Here is a 15,953-nt window from a genome sequence, read left to right on the forward strand (position 1 = left end):
GCTGGTGAACGTCACCTCCGCGACCTTCGCCACGGGCATACCCTGCGCGGACAGCAGCACCATCTGCGCCCGCCGCCAGGTCACCACCGATCCGGCACCCCGACGGATGATCCGCAACAGACGTCGACCTTCGTCGTCATCGATCTCACGGACCCGTACACGCTCCACCACCCGGACAGCCTGACGACACCACGCCGCCCGGACCAGCACCCCGCGCGGCGCGTCGTCACGGGGCAAACGTTGCCTGATGCGGCACTAGAAAGGGCAGGAGTTGGAACGCGGTGGCGGACGCGCCGAGGCGTTCAGTGATGCGGTCATCGCGATCGTCCTGACTCTGATGGCTGTCGAGCTGCTCCGCCTACAGTCAGAAGGTGGCGAGGAGCTCGGCACGTCGCTGTTGCGTGGATGGCCCGCCTACCTTGCCTACGCGATCACCTTCGCGATCGTCGGGCAGGTCTGGCTCACCCACCACAACATGTGGCGCTACGTCGCACGGGTCGACCAACCACTTCTGCTGTTCAACCTGCTGTTGTTGCTGTTCGTCGCGACGATCCCGTTCACCGCCAGTCAGCTGGCCACGCACCTGCGCGGTAGCACCGCAGATCAGCGCGTGTCCGCCGCCCTCTACGTCGGTGCCGTCCTCGGCGAGGCGCTGTTCTTCAACCTCAGCTGGTGGTGGGCCCGCCGCCGTGGGCTGCTGCGCGATGACGTCGACCCCGGCCTCTATCGAGCCGTCGCCCGCAGGTTCCTGATCGGGCCCGTGCTGTATCTGGTGGCGTTCAGCTTCGTGTTCGTCAACGCGGTGCTCAGCCTGTGTCTGTACCTGCTGCTTGTGGGCCTGTACCTGGTACCCGGTCCCGGTGACGTCCGACGCGCTTCCACCTGCGGTCGGTAGACGGTATCCCGGCAGCAGTCGGCGGTAGGCCGTTCGATCCGGGCGAGCAGCGACTGATCGGGTCCGTCGCCTGCGGCGAGGTGCTCGATCTGGCCGGTGACGGGCCGGTCGACGAGGCAGCGATGCGGTCCTGGGGCGATGAGCGGACGGTCTCGGCTTCGGTCATCCGCGAGCTCGTCCGCGGCCGTCTGGTCAGCGAGCCCGACCCACACGGCCTGCGGCTACGCGGAGCCCGGATCGCCGGTCAGATCGATCTGGAGAACATCACCAGTGACCTGGCGCCGGAGCTGCGCGACTGTCTCCTGCCCAGCGGCCTGAATCTCCGCAACGCCCAACTGTCGGCGCGCTACTCGCCACCACCCTCGCCGCCCGCGCCTCCGCACGCATCGCCCTCAGGCCCGGATCGGGCCGGCCGTGTCCCGGTTCGGATGGATTGGTCCTGGTGTCACGTGGTCGTCGTCGCGGTTGCCCGGCGGACGTGTTGCGGGAATGGTTCAGCCGCCGGTGGTGGTCGCCGCGAACGCGACCACCGCCTTCGTGGCCGTCGGCTCATGGCCGCCGCAGTCGACGTAACTGATCACGATGGCGCCGATCGTGACCCGGTAGTTGAACCCGTCCCGGCACCGGCTGTCGCCGGGCGTGGGCCTGGCCTCCCGGGGCAGTCGGGGGTCGTTGACGAGGCGGCCCAGTTCGCGTTGCTGCTCGGCGGTCAGCCGGCCCGAGCGTTGTTCGCCGTGCTGGCTGGTGCGGGTCCAGCCACCGTCGGGCTCGACGATCGTGGTGTCGTGTACGCCGGCGAAGCCGCCGGTGCGCTCCACGGTGACCTTCGGGGCGTTCATGCCGGTCGGGGTGGCCGCAGGTGTGGGGGAGTCGGATCCCTGCCCGCAGCCGGCCGTCACGACGAGGGCGGCGATGGCTGCCATCAGTGGATACCGATATCGCCTCATGGTGCTAATGACGCTACCGCAGGTGGGATGGTTCCACGCCTCGGCGGCGAGTCGAGGTGACCTTAATAAACGTTAAGTCGCTTCTGCCGAAGGTCTTTCATCTTTATCGATCTTTCTATATACGTGGATGCACGTGACTACCGTCACATGCCACCTCTGTGTTGGAGGACTCGTGAGAAGACCCATCGCAGTGGCCAGCGTCGCCCTACTCGTGGGTGCCCTGCTGACCAACGCCGCCACGTCAGCGTCGGCGGCACCGCCCGCGGAGCCGGGTCCGGCCGGGGCGGTGGCCCGGGCCGATCAGGCGCTTGGCCAGCACCTGGGAGTCGTCCGGGCTTCGGGCGCGGACCGGTTTGCCGTCTACAGTTCGAAGGTCGACGCCGACGGCGCCGCGCACGTGCGGTACACCCGTACCTATCAGGGTCTGCGCGTCCGTGGCGGCGACATCGTCATCCACACCGCGCCCGACGGCGGCTACGCGGGCAGTTCGGTCGGACTGGTCGCCCCGTTGACGCTCGGCACCACGCCCAAGGTGTCGGCAGCGGCGGCGGCCAAGGCGGCCAAGGCCCAGTTCCGCGGATCCCTGACCGCGGTCGGCGCGGCCGAGCTGTTTGTGGAGGCCTCCAGCGGCTACGGCCGGCTGGCGTGGGAGACGGTGCTCGCCGGTTGGGCGCCGGACGGGCAGACCCCGTCCCGGCTGCACGTGATCAGTGACGCGGTGACCGGGGCGTTCATCGGCTCCTATGACGAGATCGAGATGGTGGACGGCACGGGCAACTCGGTCTACGCGGGCACCGTGACGGTCTCGACGACCCAGTCGGGCAGCTCGTACCAGATGGTCGACCCGACGCACGGCAACGGCAACACGTGCGACATGAACAACGGCACGTCGTCGTGCACGACCTTCACCGACGCGGACAACGTGTGGGGCAACGGGTCCCCGTCGAACGACCAGTCCGCTGCGGTGGATGCGCACTACGGCGCGGCGTTGACCTTCGACTACTTCAAGAACGTGCACGGGCGCAACGGCATCTTCGGTAACGGTCAGGGCGTCCCGTCGCGGGTGCACTACGGCAGCAACTACGTCAACGCGTTCTGGGACGGCTCCCAGATGACGTACGGCGACGGTGACGGTAACGCCAACCCGCTGGTCTCGATCGACGTGGCCGGGCACGAGATGAGCCACGGCGTCACGGAGAACGTCGTTCCCGGCGACCTCACCTACTCGGGCGAGTCGGGCGGCCTGAACGAGGCCACCAGCGACATCTTCGGCAACATGGTCGAGTTCTCCGCGGGCAACAGCAGCGACCCCGGCGACTACGACGTCGGTGAAGAGATCGACATCAACGGCGACGGGACCCCGTTGCGGTACATGTACAACCCGTCGCTGGACGGAGCCTCACACTCCTGCTGGTCGACAACCACCAAGAACGTCGACGTCCACTACTCGTCCGGTGTGGCCAACCACTTCTACTTCATGCTGGCCGAAGGGAGCGGCGCCACGCCGTACGGCACCTCCCCGGTCTGCGGCACCGCGCCGGCGGTCACCGGCATCGGCCGGGCCAAGGCGGAGAAGATCTGGTTCCGCGCTCTGGACACCTACTTCACCTCCAACACCTCGTACGTCAACACCACCAACCCGGCCAACACCGCCCGCGCCTACACCCTGAGCGCGACGACCGACCTGTACGGCCTGTGCTCCACCGAGTACAAGACCGTCCAGGCCGCCTGGACCGCCGTCAACGTGGCCGGCAACGACCCGAGCTGTGCGGCCAACGACTTCACCGTGGCGGTCTCGCCGGCGGCGGCGTCGGTGGACCCGGGCAACTCGACCGCGACGACCGTGTCGACCACTCTGATCCGGGGCTCGGCCCAGACGGTGAACCTGTCCGCCGCCGGCCTGCCGTCCGGTGCCACCGCCGCGTTCAGCCCGTCCTCGATCGCCTCGGACGGTGGCTCCTCGACGATGACGATCAGCACCTCGGCGTCGACCCCCAGTGGCGTCTACACCGTGACCGTCACCGGTACCGGCACCGAAGCCACCCGCACCACCTCGTTCACGCTGACCGTCAACGGCCTGCCCGGCTGCTCCGGCAGCAACAACACCGACGTGGCGATCCCGGACAACTCCACGGTGGAGAGCACGATCGTGATCTCCGGTTGTGCGGGCAACGCTTCGGCCACGAGCACGGTCGAGGTGCACATCGTCCACACCTATATCGGTGACCTTGTGGTCAACCTGGTTGCGCCGGATGGCACCACCTATCTGCTGCACAACCGGACCGGTAGTGGCACCGACAACATTGACCAGACGTACACCGTGAACGTCGCTGGTGAGGCTGCCAACGGGGCCTGGAAGCTGCGGGTGCAGGATGCTGCCAGCGTTGACAGTGGCCACATCAACTCCTGGGCGTTGGACCTGGGTGGTGGCACCGTGCCTCCGGACTGCGGAGCAACGAACGGCACGGACGTGGCTATTCCCGATCTCTCCACGGTGGAGAGCAACGTGACGGTGTCGGGTTGTACGGGTAATGCCTCCGCGGCCAGCACTGTCGAGGTGCACATCGTGCACACGTTCCGGGGTGATCTGGTTGTGCACCTGGTCGCTCCGGACGGCTCGACGTACCTGTTGCGTAACGGCGGTGGTGGCAGTGCCGACAACCTCGATGAGACGTACACCGTTGACCTGTCGAGCGAGGCGCGCAACGGGGCCTGGAAGTTGCGGGTGCAGGACACCGGCCGCCGCGACACCGGCTACATCAACTCCTGGACGCTGACCCTGTAAACGCCACCGCTGTGGAGTGCGGTGAGGGCCTGCCAAGGCTTCGCGGCGCCAGTGATGTCCCAGGCCGTCAAAACCGGCGAAGCGCAGTTGCTCCGACGCGGGCTGGCCGTCGTTGTACGCGCATCCAGCGCACCAGCTCCCGGTTGGCCGCACCTGCCGAGTGCTCGACGGTGTGGGATTCGAGGTTGGCCTCGAATCCCACACCGGGACGCGCGGGTCAGCCCTGGTGACCGCGCGGACGTGGGTCAGGCGCGCTGGGCGAGTGCGTCGACCAGACGGCGCGCCGAGCCGGCCAGGTTCCACTCGCCGGCCAGCTCCAGCAGCCGGTCGGGGTCGGCCGGGGCGCTGGGCAGCGCGGTGGTCAGCTCGGGCAGCGGCACGTCGAGGGCGACCCGGACCACCTTCGGCGCCACGGCCAGGTAGTCGCGCGCGGCGGCGAGCTTGGTGCGCAGCCCGGGGGCGAAGCCGGAACTCGGGTCGTCCAGGGCGGCCAGGATGCCCGCGATGTCGCCGTAGCGCTCCACGAGCCGGGCGGCCGTCTTCTCGCCCACGCCCGGCACCCCGGGCAGCCCGTCGCTCGGGTCCCCGCGCAGGGCGGCGAAGTCGGCGTACCGGGCGGCCGGCACCCCGTAGCGGGACCGCACAGCGTCGTCGTCGCAGTCCTCCAGCTTGGCCACGCCCCGCCCGACGTAGAGCAGCCGCACCGGGCGGTCGTCGTCGACGAGCTGGAACAGGTCCCGGTCGCCGGAGACGACCTCGACCGGCGCCGGCTGGGTCACCGACAGCGTGCCGAGCACGTCGTCGGCCTCGTAGCCGGCCGCGCCGACGTGGGTGATGCCGACGGCGTCGAGCACCTCCAGGATCAGCGGCACCTGTGGGCTGAGCGTGTCGGGCACCACCTCGCCGCCCTCGGGCGCCAGCCGGTGCGCCTTGTACGACGGCAGCAGCGCGACGCGCCACTCGGGTCGCCAGTCGTGGTCCATGGCGCAGACCATCCGGTCGGGCCGGCGGGTGCGGATCAGGGCCGCCAGCATGTCGAGGAAGCCGCGCACCGCGTTGACCGGGCTGCCGTCGGCGGCGCGGGCCGCGGACTCGGGGATGCCGAAGAAGGCCCGGAAGTAGAGGCTGGGCGCGTCGATGAGCATGATCGGGGATCGCTGTGCCACGCCCGACAGCCTGGCACACCGCACCGACGTTCGGGGGGTACGGCACGGCGGGACAGCCCGACGGTCAGGGGCGCTCGTCGCTGGAGTAGAGCGTCTCGCGGCGGGCCAGGTACTGCACCGCGTAGCTCGCGACCAGCAGCGCGACCGCGAGCGCCACCTCGATCCAGGCCGCCGTGCCGTTGGCGATCGTCAGGCCGACGATCAGCAGCACCAGGCCGGCGACCGCGAGGATCCCGGACCAGAGCAGCCGGCGGCGGCGCGCCGCGGCGCGGTCCGGGTCGTTCGGTGCCACGGCTGTCGCTCCTCTCCGCCGGCGAGGCGCTCGCGGCTCCAGGCTATCGGCACGACCGGCCGGCCGCGCCGGATCCGTGCTGCGAGCGCCCCGACGAGGGGCGCAGACTGGCCGGTGTGACGTTCCTTCCCGGCCTGACGCTCGGCCGACGGTTCCACGCCGAGGTGCTCGCGCCGATCCTGCGCCGGCGCTTTCCCGGCCTGCGCTACGCGGCCGGCCTGCTCGACGGCGGCTCGGAGCTGCTCGGGCTGGACACCGCGCGCTCCACCGACCACGACTGGGGGCCGCGGGCGCAGCTCTTCGTGGCGGCGGCCGACGCGTGGCGGATCCCGCGACTGCACGCCGTGCTGGACGCCGACCTGCCGGCCGACTTCCTCGGCTGGCCGACCCGGTTCGCCGGCCACGGCCGCCTCGGCGTGGTCGACCCGGCGGGGGTCCGGCACGGGGTGAAGATCGACGAGCTGGTCGGCTGGTGGCGCGACCGGCTCGGCTTCGACCCGGCCGCCGGGGTCACCACGGCCGACTGGCTGGCCACCCCGACGCAGCGGTTGGCCGAGGTGACCGGCGGCGAGGTCTTCCACGACGGCCTCGACGGGGCGCTGACCGGGGCACGGGGCGCGCTGCGGTGGTACCCGGACGACGTGTGGCGGTACGTGCTCGCCGCCGGGTGGACCCGCGTCGCCCAGGCGGAACACCTGCCCGGCCGCTGCGCCGAGGTCGGCGACGACGTCGGCAGCCGGGTGGTCACCGCCGGGCTGGCCCGGGACGTGATGCGGATCGGCCTGCTGCTGCGTCGCCGCTGGCCGCCGTACGACAAGTGGCTGGGCACCGTGTTCGGCCGGCTGCCCGGCGCGGGACCCGTGGTCGCGGCCCTGGCCGACGCGCTGGGCCCGGGCGACTGGCCACGCCGGGAGGACGGGCTGGTCCGGGCGCTGGAGACCGTCGCCGCCTGGACCGACGACACCGGGCTGGCGGCGCCGGTGCGCGCCCGGCCGCGCCCCTTCCACCGCCGGCCCTTCCTGGTCCTGGACGCCGGCCGGGTCGCCGCCGCACTGCACGCCGCCGTCACCGACCCGGCCCTGCGCGGTCGGCCGCCGGTCGGCGCGGTCGACCAGTTCGTCGACAGCGTGGACCTGCTGACCCACGCCGACCGGGCCCGCCGGCTGGCCGGCGCGCTGCCCGACGTGCCCGACGGGCCGGACGGGCCGGGCTGAGCGCGGGGTCGGGCCGTCAGCGGCCCGCCGGCGCGGGGCTCGCCCGGCGGTCGCCGGCCGCCCGGTCGTGGTCGGTGAGGTCGCGCAGGCGCCGGACGGGGGACAGCAGCAGCGCCAGGGGCGCGCAGACCGCCGCGAACGCGAAGACCAGCAGGGTGGCGCGGGTCCCGGCGACGCCGGCGAGTGCGCCCGCGAGCAGGCCACCGACCGGGATGGCTCCCCAGGAGACGAACCGGACGGTCGCCATCACCCGGGAGAGCAGCTCGGGCGGGCTGGCGATCTGGCGGTAGGTCCGGGTGGTCACGCTGAGCACCACGACGCCGGCCGCGAAGACGACGTTGCCGACCGCGAAGGCGACGTACGCCGGCCAGCCGGTGCCCCAGGGGACGACGAACGCGCCGCCGACCGACACGAAGCCGGCGACGACCAGGGCCCGGGCGGTCCCGATCCGGGCGGTGATCCGGGACGTCAGCGCGGCCCCCACGAGCGAGCCGATCCCCTCGACGGCGAGCAGCAGGCCGACCAGGCCCGCCGGGGCGTGCAGCTCGCGTACCAGGTGCAGCGGGTAGAGCGCGAGCTGCGCCCCGCAGACGAAGTTCACCGCCGTCGCGGCCCACATGCCGGGGCCCATCACCGGGTGGTGCGCCACGTAGCGCCAGCCCTCGCGGATCATCTCCCCGACCGGCGGCCAGCGGTCCGGCGCGTCGACGCGGCGGGCGGGCAGGGAACGGAGCAGGGCCGCCGAGACGAGGTAGCCGGCGGCGTCGACGAGCAGGGTCGGCACCGCGCCGAGCGCCTGCACCGCGAGGCCGCCGAGCGGCGGCCCGCCGAGCTGGGTGGTGGCGTGCGTGGCGGAGGTCAGGCTGTTGCGGGACTGGAGCTGGTCCCGGTCGACGATGCTCGGCAGGAAGGTCGAGTTCGCCACGTCGAAGAGCACCGTGGCGAAGCTGACCACCAGCGCGGTGACCACCAGGTGGGCGACGGTCAACCGGTCGGACCACCATGCGACCGGCACCGACGCGACGGCCAGCGCGCGGGCCAGGTCGGCGCCCACCTGCGTCCCGCGCAGCGGCAGCCGCTGCGTGAGGACGCCGGCCGGCAACCCGATCACGAGCCAGGCGACGTAGCTGGCCGCCGCGATGAGGCCCATCTCGAACGCGGTGGCGTCGAGCACCGTCAGCGCGGTCAGCGGCAGCGCCACGGCGCCGACCGCCGACCCGACCGCGCTGGTCGTGCCGGCGGCCCACCACCGCCAGAACACCCCGGCTGCATGCCCGACGCCCATGTCGTCCGCCCCCGTCCGCGAGCCAGTGAGTTCCAATCTGAAACGGACTATAGTCGAGGGCGACGGAGCGGACGGGGGTGGGATGTGCGGCGGGCCGACCTGGCGGACGCGGACTGCGGCATCGCGCAGGCGCTCGGCGTCCTCGGCGACTGGTGGACGTTCCTCATCGTGCGCGAGGTCGCCGGCGGGACCACCCGCTTCGACGCGCTCCACCGCGAGCTGGGCGTCAGCCGGCGGGCGCTGACCGAACGCCTGGCCGGGCTCGTCACGCACGGCGTGCTGGAGCGACGGCCCTACTCGGCGCACCCGCCCCGCTTCGACTACCTGCTCACCGCCAAGGGCGAGGGCCTGTTGCCGGTGCTCATCGCCCTGCAGGACTGGGGCACCCGGTACGTGATGGGCGACGGCGACCTCACCGCGACCGCCGACGCCGCCTCCGCCGAGGCGCGCCGCGTGCACGACCTCGTCGGCCGGCGGCTGCCCGACGTCGTCCTGCCCGGGCACGACGGCCGGCCGGTCGCGCCGGCCGACGCGCCGGGCTGGAGCGTGCTCTACTTCTTCCCGGGGGCGTTCGCACCCGGGGCGCGGGCCCTTCCGCCGGGCTGGGGGGAGATTCCCGGCGCGGCCGGCTGCACGTTGGAGTCCACCAGCTACGCCGCCCGACACGCGGACTTCCGGGCCGCCGGCGCGCGCGTCCTCGGAGTGAGCACCCAGCGGCCCGACCAGCTCGCCGACTTCGTGGCGCACGCCGAGCTGCCCTTCCCGCTGCTGTCCGACCAGGACGGCCGGCTCGCGGCGGGCCTGTCGCTACCCACCTTCCGCGCCGGCGGCGTCGAGCGGTTCAAGCGCCTGACCCTGCTGGTCGGCTCCGACGCCGTCGTCCGCGCGGTGCAGTTCCCGGTGACCGATCCCGCCGGCTCCGTCGACGAGATGCTCGCCCTCGTCCGGCACCGGGCCGCCTCCTGAGCGTCCGGCCGGGAAACGCCCGTCGGCGCGTCGGGCCGCCGCCCGCGCCTCGTCCGGGGAGCGCCCGCCGGAGCGCCGGGTGGGCTGGGTCGGTGCCCGAACGACCGTTAAGCTGGCCGGTGTGGGATCCGAGAAGCTGTACCCGCCGCAGCGGCTGGCCGCCGCGCAGCGCGCCACCGCCGCCGCCGGGCTGGACGCGCTGCTGCTCACCCCCGGCTCAGACCTGCGCTACCTGACCGGCTACGACGCGCACGCCGGCGAGCGCCTGACCTGCCTGGTGCTGCCCGCCGAGGGCGAGCCGACGCTGGTCGTGCCCACCCTGGAGCGGCCGGCCGCCGAGGCGTCCCCGGCCCCGGCCACCGGCGTGCGGATCGTCGACCACGCCGACGGTACGGACCCGTACCCCCTCGTCACCGCCGCCCTCGGCGGGCCGGTGGCGGCGGTCGGGCTGGCCGACCGGATGTGGGCCGAGCAGGTCCTCGCCCTGCGCGCCACGTTGCCCGGCGCCACCCAGCGGCTGGCCTCCGAGGTGCTGCGCGAGCTGCGCATCCGCAAGTCCCCGGCGGAGGTGGCGGCGCTGGCCGAGGCGGGCGAGGCGATCGACGCGGTGCACGACCGGATGGGGGAGTGGCTGCGGCCGGGGCGCACCGAGACGGAGGTCGCCGCCGACATCGCCGCGGCGATCCGGGCCGCCGGGCACGTCACCGTCGACTTCGTGATCGTCGCCGCCGGCCCGAACGGCGCCAGCCCGCACCACGGCACCTCCGACCGGCCGATCGGCGCCGGCGAGCCGGTGGTGGTGGACATCGGCGGCACGATGCCCTCGGGCTACCGCTCCGACTGCACCCGCACCTACGTCGCCGGTGGTCCGCCGCCGGCCGAGTTCGCCGACTACTACGAGGTGCTGCGCGCCGCACAGGCGGCGGCGGTGGCCGCGGTCCGCCCCGGGGTGACCGCCGAGGCCGTCGACGCCGCCGCGCGGGAGCCGATCGCCGCCGCCGGCCACGGCGCGGCGTTCCTGCACCGCACCGGCCACGGGATCGGCCTGGACGGCCACGAGGAGCCGTACGTGGTGGCCGGCAACGCCCGCCCGCTGGAGGCGGGGATGGCGTTCTCCGTCGAACCGGGCATCTACCTGGCGGGCCGGCACGGCGCCCGCATCGAGGACATCGTCGTCTGCACCACGGACGGCGTGCAACGGCTCAACACCACCCCCACGGAGCTCATCGCGCTATGACTGTCGACCGGATCCTCCCCACCGACGAGGCCCACGACCTGCTCGACCTCGCCACCGAACTCGCCGACCGGGAGCTCGCCCCGAAGGCGGCCGGGTTCGAGGAGCGCGCCGAGTTCCCCCGCGAGGTGCTGCGCACCCTCGGCCGGGCGGGCCTGCTCGGCCTGCCGTACGCCGAGGAGCACGGCGGCGCCGCCCAGCCGTACGAGGTCTACCTGCAGGTGCTGGAGATCCTGGCCAGCCGCTGGCTCGCGGTCGCCGAGGCGGTCAGCGTGCACACCCTGTCCTGCTACCCGCTCGCCCAGTTCGGCACCGACGAGCAGCGCAAGCTGCTGCCGGACATGGTCGGCGGGGAACTGCTCGGGGCGTACTGCCTCTCGGAGCCGCAGGGCGGGTCGGACGCGGCCAGCCTGACCACGAAGGCCGTACGCGACGGCGACTCCTACGTCGTCACCGGCACCAAGGCGTGGATCACCCACGCCCGGGTCGCGGACTTCTACAACATCTTCTGCCGCACCGGCGGGCCCGGCCCGAAGGGCATCTCCTGCCTGCTGGCCGACCGGGGCACGCCGGGCATCGCCCCGCAGGCCGCCGAGCGGACGATGGGCCTGCACGCCTCGCCGGTGGCACAGGTCGCCTTCGACGACGCCCGGGTGCCGGCCGAGCGGCTGATCGGCGGGGAGGGGATGGGCTTCACCATCGCCATGTCCGCCCTGGACTCGGGGCGCCTCGGCATCGCCGCCTGCGCGGTGGGGCTGGCCCAGGCGGCGCTGGACTACGCGGTGGGCTACGCGAAGGAACGGCAGCAGTTCGGCCGGGCGATCATCGACTTCCAGGGGCTGGGCTTCACCCTCGCCGACCTGGCCACCCAGATCTCCGCCGCCCGGGCGCTGATGCTCTCCGCGGCCCGGCTGCGCGACGCCGGCCGGCCGTACTCGATCGAGGCGGCGAAGGCGAAGCTGTTCGCCACCGACGTGGCCATGCGGGTCACCACCGACGCGGTGCAGGTGCTCGGCGGCGCCGGCTACGTGACCGACCACCCGGTGGAGCGCTACATGCGCGAGGCCAAGGTGCTGCAGATCGTCGAGGGCACCAACCAGATCCAGCGGCTGGTCATCTCCCGGGCGCTCGCGAAGGGCTGACGGTGCCCCGACGGGCCGGCACGACACGTACGCCGCGTCGTGCCGGCGGGGGTGCGTCGTCGCAGCCGGGCGGTTTTCCCGGTAGGTTGCACGCCGTGGAGGAGATCGACCGCGCCATCGTCGCCGCACTGACCGCTGACGGTCGGCTGTCGTACACGGATCTGGCGGAGAGGGTGGGCCTGTCGGTGTCCGCGGTGCACCAGCGGGTGCGCCGGCTGGAGCAGCGCGGCGTGATCAAGGGGTACGCCGCCCGGGTCTCCTTCGAGGCCCTGGACCTGCCGCTGACCGCGTTCGTGGCGATCCGGCCGTTCGACCCGTCCCAGCCGGACGACGCGCCGGAGCGGCTGGCCCACCTGCCGGAGATCGACTCGTGCTACTCCGTGGCGGGGGAGGACTTCTACCTGCTGCTGGTGCGGGTGGCCAGCCCGACCGACCTGGAGCGGGTGCTCCAGGAGATCCGGACGGCGGCGAACGTGACCACCCGCACGACGGTGGTGCTGTCGACGCCGTACGAGAACCGGCCGCCGAAGATCAGTGCCGAGCTCCAGGCTCGGGCGCGTTCCCGTTCGGCGGGGGAACCGGCTGGTTCCACCGCTGGATGACCCGCCGGCCGTGCTCGTGGCCGAGCACGCTGACGGTGGCGGTGTCCAGCCGCAGCAGCCCGCCGGCCGACGGCGGCAGGCCGACCCAGCGGGCGCCGAGCACCCGCAGGCTGTGGCCGTGCCCGACGAGAGCCACGGTGCCCCGGTCGAGCAGCGGGTGGACCTGGGCGAGCACCCGGTCGACGCGCTCGCCGACCTCGCTGGGGGACTCCCCGCCGGGGCAGCCGTCCGTCCAGAGGTTCCAGCTCGGGTGGTCGTCGTGGATGTCGGCGGTGGTGCGGCCCTCGTAGTCGCCGTAGTGCCACTCGGCGAGGTCGTCGTCGGTGCCGGTGACGGGGAGGCCGGCGAGTTGCGCGGTGCGCAGCGCCCGGGCCCGGGGGCTGGTGAAGACGGCGGCGACGTGCCGGCCGGCGAGGAACTCGCCGAGGGCGCGGGCCTGCCGTTCGCCGTCGGGGGTGAGCGGCAGGTCGGTGTACGAGGTGTGCCGGCGGCTGGCGCTCCAGGTGGTTTCGCCGTGCCGGATCAGCAGGATCTCTCCCATTCGTCCAGTCAACCAGAAGCCCGTCGCTCCCGTTCACCTAGTGTCCTAGGATGCCTTACGGGGTGTGCACCCCACCACACGGCACAGCCCAGGTTTCCACCCGCCGGGTCCGGGCACGCAGTCGGACGAGGGCGCGGAAGGCCCGGCCCGGCGCAGGAGCAGGGGAGGCCACATGAGCTTCACCGACAAGGCGAAGAACAAAGTCGAGCAGCTGACCGGCGCGGCCAAGGAGCGAATCGGCGACGTCACCGACAACGAGCGGCTGCGGGGCGAGGGCGCCACGCAGCAGAGCGACGCGCGTGCCCGGCAGGCCGGCGAGCGCATGAAGGAAGCCGGCCGCGACGCGAAGGACGCCTTCACCCGGTGACCCGTGTGCGATGACGGCCCCCGGCGCACATGCCGGGGGCCGTCACCTCGTCCGGGGGACCGGTCGTAGCTTCCAGCGAAGATGCAACGACTAGGCAATTGACCTTGGTTGGAAGGTCGCGGGCGTCGTGGGCGAGGCTGTCGTGGCAATTGTCATGGGGTGTCGACCGCGGACCTGGAGGTGGGTGCGACGGCAGGGATGACGGCGCGGTATTTGCCGCCGGCGTTCTGTTGCGGCGGCTCGCTGGCGCGCTCGATGGCGACGTGGCCGAGGCCGTGGCGGGCCAGCAGGTCGCGCATGCGGGTCTCGACCTGGCGCCAGAGGGCGTCGGAATCGGCGCCGGATGCGGGGAGCAGCCGGATACGCAGTGTGGTCGGCGCGGTCTGGACGATCTGGAACAGTTCCAGGCCGGGTACCGCTTCCAGCAGCGTGGCCAGCGGGAGTGGGGCGAGGACGACCGGCGCCTCTTCCCCCGCCCCGGCCCGGCGAGGGAAGGTGAGCAGGTCGGCGGCGCGGCCCTGGACGCGGACGGCCGGGCCGGGGTTGCCGCACGGGCAGGCGTCGGGGCGCGCGAGGACGGCGTCGCCGAGGTCGTAGCGCAGGATCGGCTGCACGTGGTTGGCCAGGTTGGTCAGCAGCACGGTATGCGACGGCTCGCCGGGCGTCACCGGCTGATGCTGTTCGTCGACGGGCTCGAGGATGGCCCAGTCGGCGTTGAGGTGCATCCAGCCTTCGGAGCAGCCGTAGCTGAGGAACGGGCACTCGTTGCAGGCGTAGCTGGTGCGCACCTTCGCCCTGAGCGCGGTCGCGATGCGCGCGTACTCCGGGGTGGGCAGGCCTTCGGCGCTGAGCGTCACGAGGGCGGGGTTGATGTGCAGCCGGCCTGCCTCGGCCTCGCTGGCCAGCAGCGCGCCGATGCTGGCGTACGGGGCCAGCACCGTCGGGCGGAACGCGTTGAGCTCGGCCACGAGGTCGTCCAGCGGCTGGTGCACGCTGAAGGCGGCGACGCGGGAGCGGCCGCGCAGGCGGGCAGCGGCCACGGTGGAGGCGAAGTGTTCGCCGACCGGCGCCACCAGCGCCATCCGGGCGCCGCCGCGCATGATGTGGGCCACGTCCCGGATGCTCAGCCAGCTGGCCAGCATCCGCGCCATCATCGCGGAGGTCACCGCGCCCGCGCGGGCGTCCTGCAGGAAGATGCCGTGCGTGCCGGTGGTGCCGGAGGTGGTGGTGAGCGTGTAGCGGCCGGCGAACGGCTCCCCGACGCGCGCGGGGTCGTCGGCGAACGCTCGCGCCTGCGCCAGGGTGATGGCCGGGTCGGTGACCCAGTCGTCGAAGGCGGCCATCAGCTCGCTCTTGGTTGTGGCCGGCAACAGGGCCACGTCGTTCGCCCCGGCCGGTAGGCCCCGGTACAGGTGCCGGTAGTAGGGCGAGTGGGTGCGCGCCCAGGCTACGAGCTCGGTCAGGCGGGCTCGCTGCCGGGCGGCCATCGCCTGCTCGCCGCCGGCCTTCGCGGAGCGGGCGTCGGCCAGCAGCCGCAACTTTGAGACCTTCATGTGCTGTGGTGTCCTTCCTCGTTGGCACCGTTGGTGGTGGCGCTGGACGTGGTGCGGTGGGCGACGGCAGGCAGGTAGTCGCCGCTGCTCCGGGGTGGCTTGCCGCTTGCCGGGGTGCAGGCCGTGCCGAGGCAGCTCGGTCAGGAACTCTTTGGCGGTGGACCGATCGCGTGATCGAACCGGGGCGCGGTAGGCGGGCCGGGCCGGCACCACCGTGGCTCCCCGGTCGGCCATCTGTTGTGGCCACCGTGCAGTCGGTCGGCTCGGGTGTGGCCGGGCCTGACCGGCCACCGTCTCCGTACCTGTCAGGTCGGGGACGGCTCCTACCGGCGGCCGGCGACCTTGGCGGGTTTGGCGGGTTTGGCGAGGCGGCCGATGCCGGGCAGGAACCGGCCCACCCGCGAGGCATAGGCGGCGTAGGCGGCGCCGTGCATGCGGGCGAGGTATGGCTCCTCCACCGCGCGGACCTGTAGCTGGATCGACACGACCAGGACCACGGTGGCGGCGAGGGAAATCGGATTCGGCACCATCAGGGCCAGTCCAAGGCTCGTCACGATCATCGCGGTGAAGATCGGGTTGCGGGCCAGCGCGAACGCGCCTCCGGTGACCAGGTCGGTACGTTCGCCAGGGTCGACCCCGACCCGCCACGAGGTGCCCATGCCTGTCTGCGCGGCCAGGGTGGCGATCACTCCGGCGACGGCGAGCAGCAGTCCGATGGTCCGCGTCGTGGGCCGGTCGAGAGTGTCGACCGGGTTCATGCCGGCGAGCGCGGCGACCGGGCCGGCTGTGCCGAGCAGCAGCGCGGCGACGAAGAGCAGTTTGGCCCACCAGCGCAGCGTGCCGGCCGGTCCGGCGTCCAGCCGCAGTCCCGTGTCGCCGGTGCGGCGCCACTGCGCGAGACTGCGCCACCCGAACGCCAGTCCGAGGGCGCACAGGTAGATCGGTAGGGCGATGGCGGCCATCG

15 protein-coding genes and 1 pseudogene are annotated in these 15,953 nt (G+C 72.8%); 8 read left to right on the forward strand and 8 right to left on the reverse strand.

What is annotated here, in order from left to right:
• Window positions 1-237, reverse strand: a pseudogene (locus ACZ6O2_RS16170) (hypothetical protein); the annotation flags it as partial.
• Between the two features lie 34 nt (window positions 238-271).
• On the opposite strand from ACZ6O2_RS16170, the gene ACZ6O2_RS16175 reads away from it, so the two are divergent.
• Window positions 272-895: a TMEM175 family protein gene (locus ACZ6O2_RS16175; protein WP_466023363.1), complete on the forward strand. Its 624-nt coding sequence runs from the start codon at window positions 272-274 to the stop codon at window positions 893-895.
• 494 nt (window positions 896-1,389) lie between these two features.
• Here ACZ6O2_RS16175 and ACZ6O2_RS16180 read toward each other — a convergent pair whose 3' ends face one another.
• The gene (locus ACZ6O2_RS16180) at window positions 1,390-1,818 is read right to left on the reverse strand and encodes a hypothetical protein (protein ID WP_350705390.1); all 429 of its coding nucleotides are present in this window, start codon (window positions 1,816-1,818) and stop codon (window positions 1,390-1,392) included.
• A 196-nt stretch (window positions 1,819-2,014) separates the two neighbouring features.
• On the opposite strand from ACZ6O2_RS16180, the gene ACZ6O2_RS16185 reads away from it, so the two are divergent.
• Window positions 2,015-4,627: a proprotein convertase P-domain-containing protein gene (locus ACZ6O2_RS16185; RefSeq protein WP_466023364.1), complete on the forward strand. Its 2,613-nt coding sequence runs from the start codon at window positions 2,015-2,017 to the stop codon at window positions 4,625-4,627.
• Between the two features lie 245 nt (window positions 4,628-4,872).
• Here the strand turns inward: ACZ6O2_RS16185 and ACZ6O2_RS16190 are convergent, their stop codons facing one another.
• Both ACZ6O2_RS16190 and ACZ6O2_RS16195 read right to left on the reverse strand, forming a co-directional pair.
• Window positions 4,873-5,772: a 5'-3' exonuclease gene (locus ACZ6O2_RS16190; RefSeq protein ID WP_350705683.1), complete on the reverse strand. Its 900-nt coding sequence runs from the start codon at window positions 5,770-5,772 to the stop codon at window positions 4,873-4,875.
• Between the two features lie 85 nt (window positions 5,773-5,857).
• A complete protein-coding gene (locus ACZ6O2_RS16195) occupies window positions 5,858-6,085 on the reverse strand; it encodes a hypothetical protein (protein ID WP_350705396.1) in 228 nt (75 codons plus the stop codon).
• Window positions 6,086-6,201: 116 nt separating this feature from the next.
• Between ACZ6O2_RS16195 and ACZ6O2_RS16200 the strand changes: the two genes are divergently transcribed.
• Complete coding sequence (locus ACZ6O2_RS16200; RefSeq protein ID WP_466023365.1) at window positions 6,202-7,299, forward strand: DUF4037 domain-containing protein; 1,098 nt, start codon at window positions 6,202-6,204, stop codon at window positions 7,297-7,299.
• Window positions 7,300-7,315: 16 nt separating this feature from the next.
• On the opposite strand, the gene ACZ6O2_RS16205 is transcribed toward ACZ6O2_RS16200, so the two are convergent.
• Window positions 7,316-8,584 (reverse strand): MFS transporter, encoded by a 1,269-nt coding sequence (locus tag ACZ6O2_RS16205; protein ID WP_466023470.1) that lies wholly within the window; start codon window positions 8,582-8,584, stop codon window positions 7,316-7,318.
• An 84-nt stretch (window positions 8,585-8,668) separates the two neighbouring features.
• Between ACZ6O2_RS16205 and ACZ6O2_RS16210 the strand changes: the two genes are divergently transcribed.
• The 4 genes from ACZ6O2_RS16210 (at window position 8,669) to ACZ6O2_RS16225 (ending at window position 12,528) form a co-directional block, all read left to right on the forward strand.
• Window positions 8,669-9,550, forward strand: coding sequence for a winged helix-turn-helix transcriptional regulator (locus tag ACZ6O2_RS16210; RefSeq protein WP_466023366.1), 882 nt, complete (start codon window positions 8,669-8,671; stop codon window positions 9,548-9,550).
• Window positions 9,551-9,671: 121 nt separating this feature from the next.
• Window positions 9,672-10,787 carry a M24 family metallopeptidase gene (locus ACZ6O2_RS16215; protein ID WP_357461991.1) on the forward strand — a complete coding sequence of 372 codons (1,116 nt, stop codon included), beginning with the start codon at window positions 9,672-9,674 and terminating at the stop codon, window positions 10,785-10,787.
• Window positions 10,784-11,926, forward strand: a complete 1,143-nt coding sequence (locus tag ACZ6O2_RS16220) for an acyl-CoA dehydrogenase family protein (protein ID WP_357698663.1) — start codon at window positions 10,784-10,786, stop codon at window positions 11,924-11,926. The genes ACZ6O2_RS16215 and ACZ6O2_RS16220 overlap by 4 nt, the downstream gene beginning before the upstream one ends.
• 95 nt (window positions 11,927-12,021) lie before the next feature.
• On the forward strand, window positions 12,022-12,528 hold the full coding sequence (locus ACZ6O2_RS16225) for an Lrp/AsnC family transcriptional regulator (RefSeq protein WP_350705403.1): 507 nt from the start codon (window positions 12,022-12,024) through the stop codon (window positions 12,526-12,528).
• Here ACZ6O2_RS16225 and ACZ6O2_RS16230 read toward each other — a convergent pair.
• Window positions 12,458-13,069: a histidine phosphatase family protein gene (locus ACZ6O2_RS16230; RefSeq protein WP_466023367.1), complete on the reverse strand. Its 612-nt coding sequence runs from the start codon at window positions 13,067-13,069 to the stop codon at window positions 12,458-12,460. The two genes, ACZ6O2_RS16225 and ACZ6O2_RS16230, sit on opposite strands and share 71 nt — an antisense overlap.
• Window positions 13,070-13,241: 172 nt before the next feature.
• On the opposite strand from ACZ6O2_RS16230, the gene ACZ6O2_RS16235 reads away from it, so the two are divergent.
• On the forward strand, window positions 13,242-13,436 hold the full coding sequence (locus tag ACZ6O2_RS16235) for a CsbD family protein (RefSeq protein WP_466023368.1): 195 nt from the start codon (window positions 13,242-13,244) through the stop codon (window positions 13,434-13,436).
• A 152-nt stretch (window positions 13,437-13,588) separates the two neighbouring features.
• Here ACZ6O2_RS16235 and ACZ6O2_RS16240 read toward each other — a convergent pair whose 3' ends face one another.
• Window positions 13,589-14,989 carry a phenylacetate--CoA ligase family protein gene (locus ACZ6O2_RS16240; RefSeq protein ID WP_466023369.1) on the reverse strand — a complete coding sequence of 467 codons (1,401 nt, stop codon included), beginning with the start codon at window positions 14,987-14,989 and terminating at the stop codon, window positions 13,589-13,591.
• A gap of 323 nt (window positions 14,990-15,312) precedes the next feature.
• Window positions 15,313-15,951 (reverse strand): methyltransferase family protein, encoded by a 639-nt coding sequence (locus tag ACZ6O2_RS16245; RefSeq protein WP_466023370.1) that lies wholly within the window; start codon window positions 15,949-15,951, stop codon window positions 15,313-15,315.
• Window positions 15,952-15,953 lie beyond the last annotated feature (2 nt).

The sequence above is a fragment of the Micromonospora sp. NPDC048040 genome (genome assembly GCF_055587185.1).

Excerpts from the sequence above, each read along its gene's own strand:
- ACZ6O2_RS16180 (WP_350705390.1), bottom strand. The coding sequence starts at position 1,818 with ATGGCAGCCATCGCCGCCCTCGTCGTGACGGCCGGCTGCGGGCAGGGA.
- ACZ6O2_RS16190 (WP_350705683.1), bottom strand. The coding sequence starts at position 5,772 with ATGCTCATCGACGCGCCCAGCCTCTACTTCCGGGCCTTCTTCGGCATC.
- ACZ6O2_RS16205 (WP_466023470.1), bottom strand. The coding sequence starts at position 8,584 with ATGGGCGTCGGGCATGCAGCCGGGGTGTTCTGGCGGTGGTGGGCCGCC.
- ACZ6O2_RS16220 (WP_357698663.1), top strand. The coding sequence starts at position 10,784 with ATGACTGTCGACCGGATCCTCCCCACCGACGAGGCCCACGACCTGCTC.
- ACZ6O2_RS16230 (WP_466023367.1), bottom strand. The coding sequence starts at position 13,069 with ATGGGAGAGATCCTGCTGATCCGGCACGGCGAAACCACCTGGAGCGCC.
- ACZ6O2_RS16235 (WP_466023368.1), top strand. The coding sequence starts at position 13,242 with ATGAGCTTCACCGACAAGGCGAAGAACAAAGTCGAGCAGCTGACCGGC.
- ACZ6O2_RS16240 (WP_466023369.1), bottom strand. The coding sequence starts at position 14,989 with ATGAAGGTCTCAAAGTTGCGGCTGCTGGCCGACGCCCGCTCCGCGAAG.
- ACZ6O2_RS16245 (WP_466023370.1), bottom strand. The coding sequence starts at position 15,951 with ATGGCCGCCATCGCCCTACCGATCTACCTGTGCGCCCTCGGACTGGCG.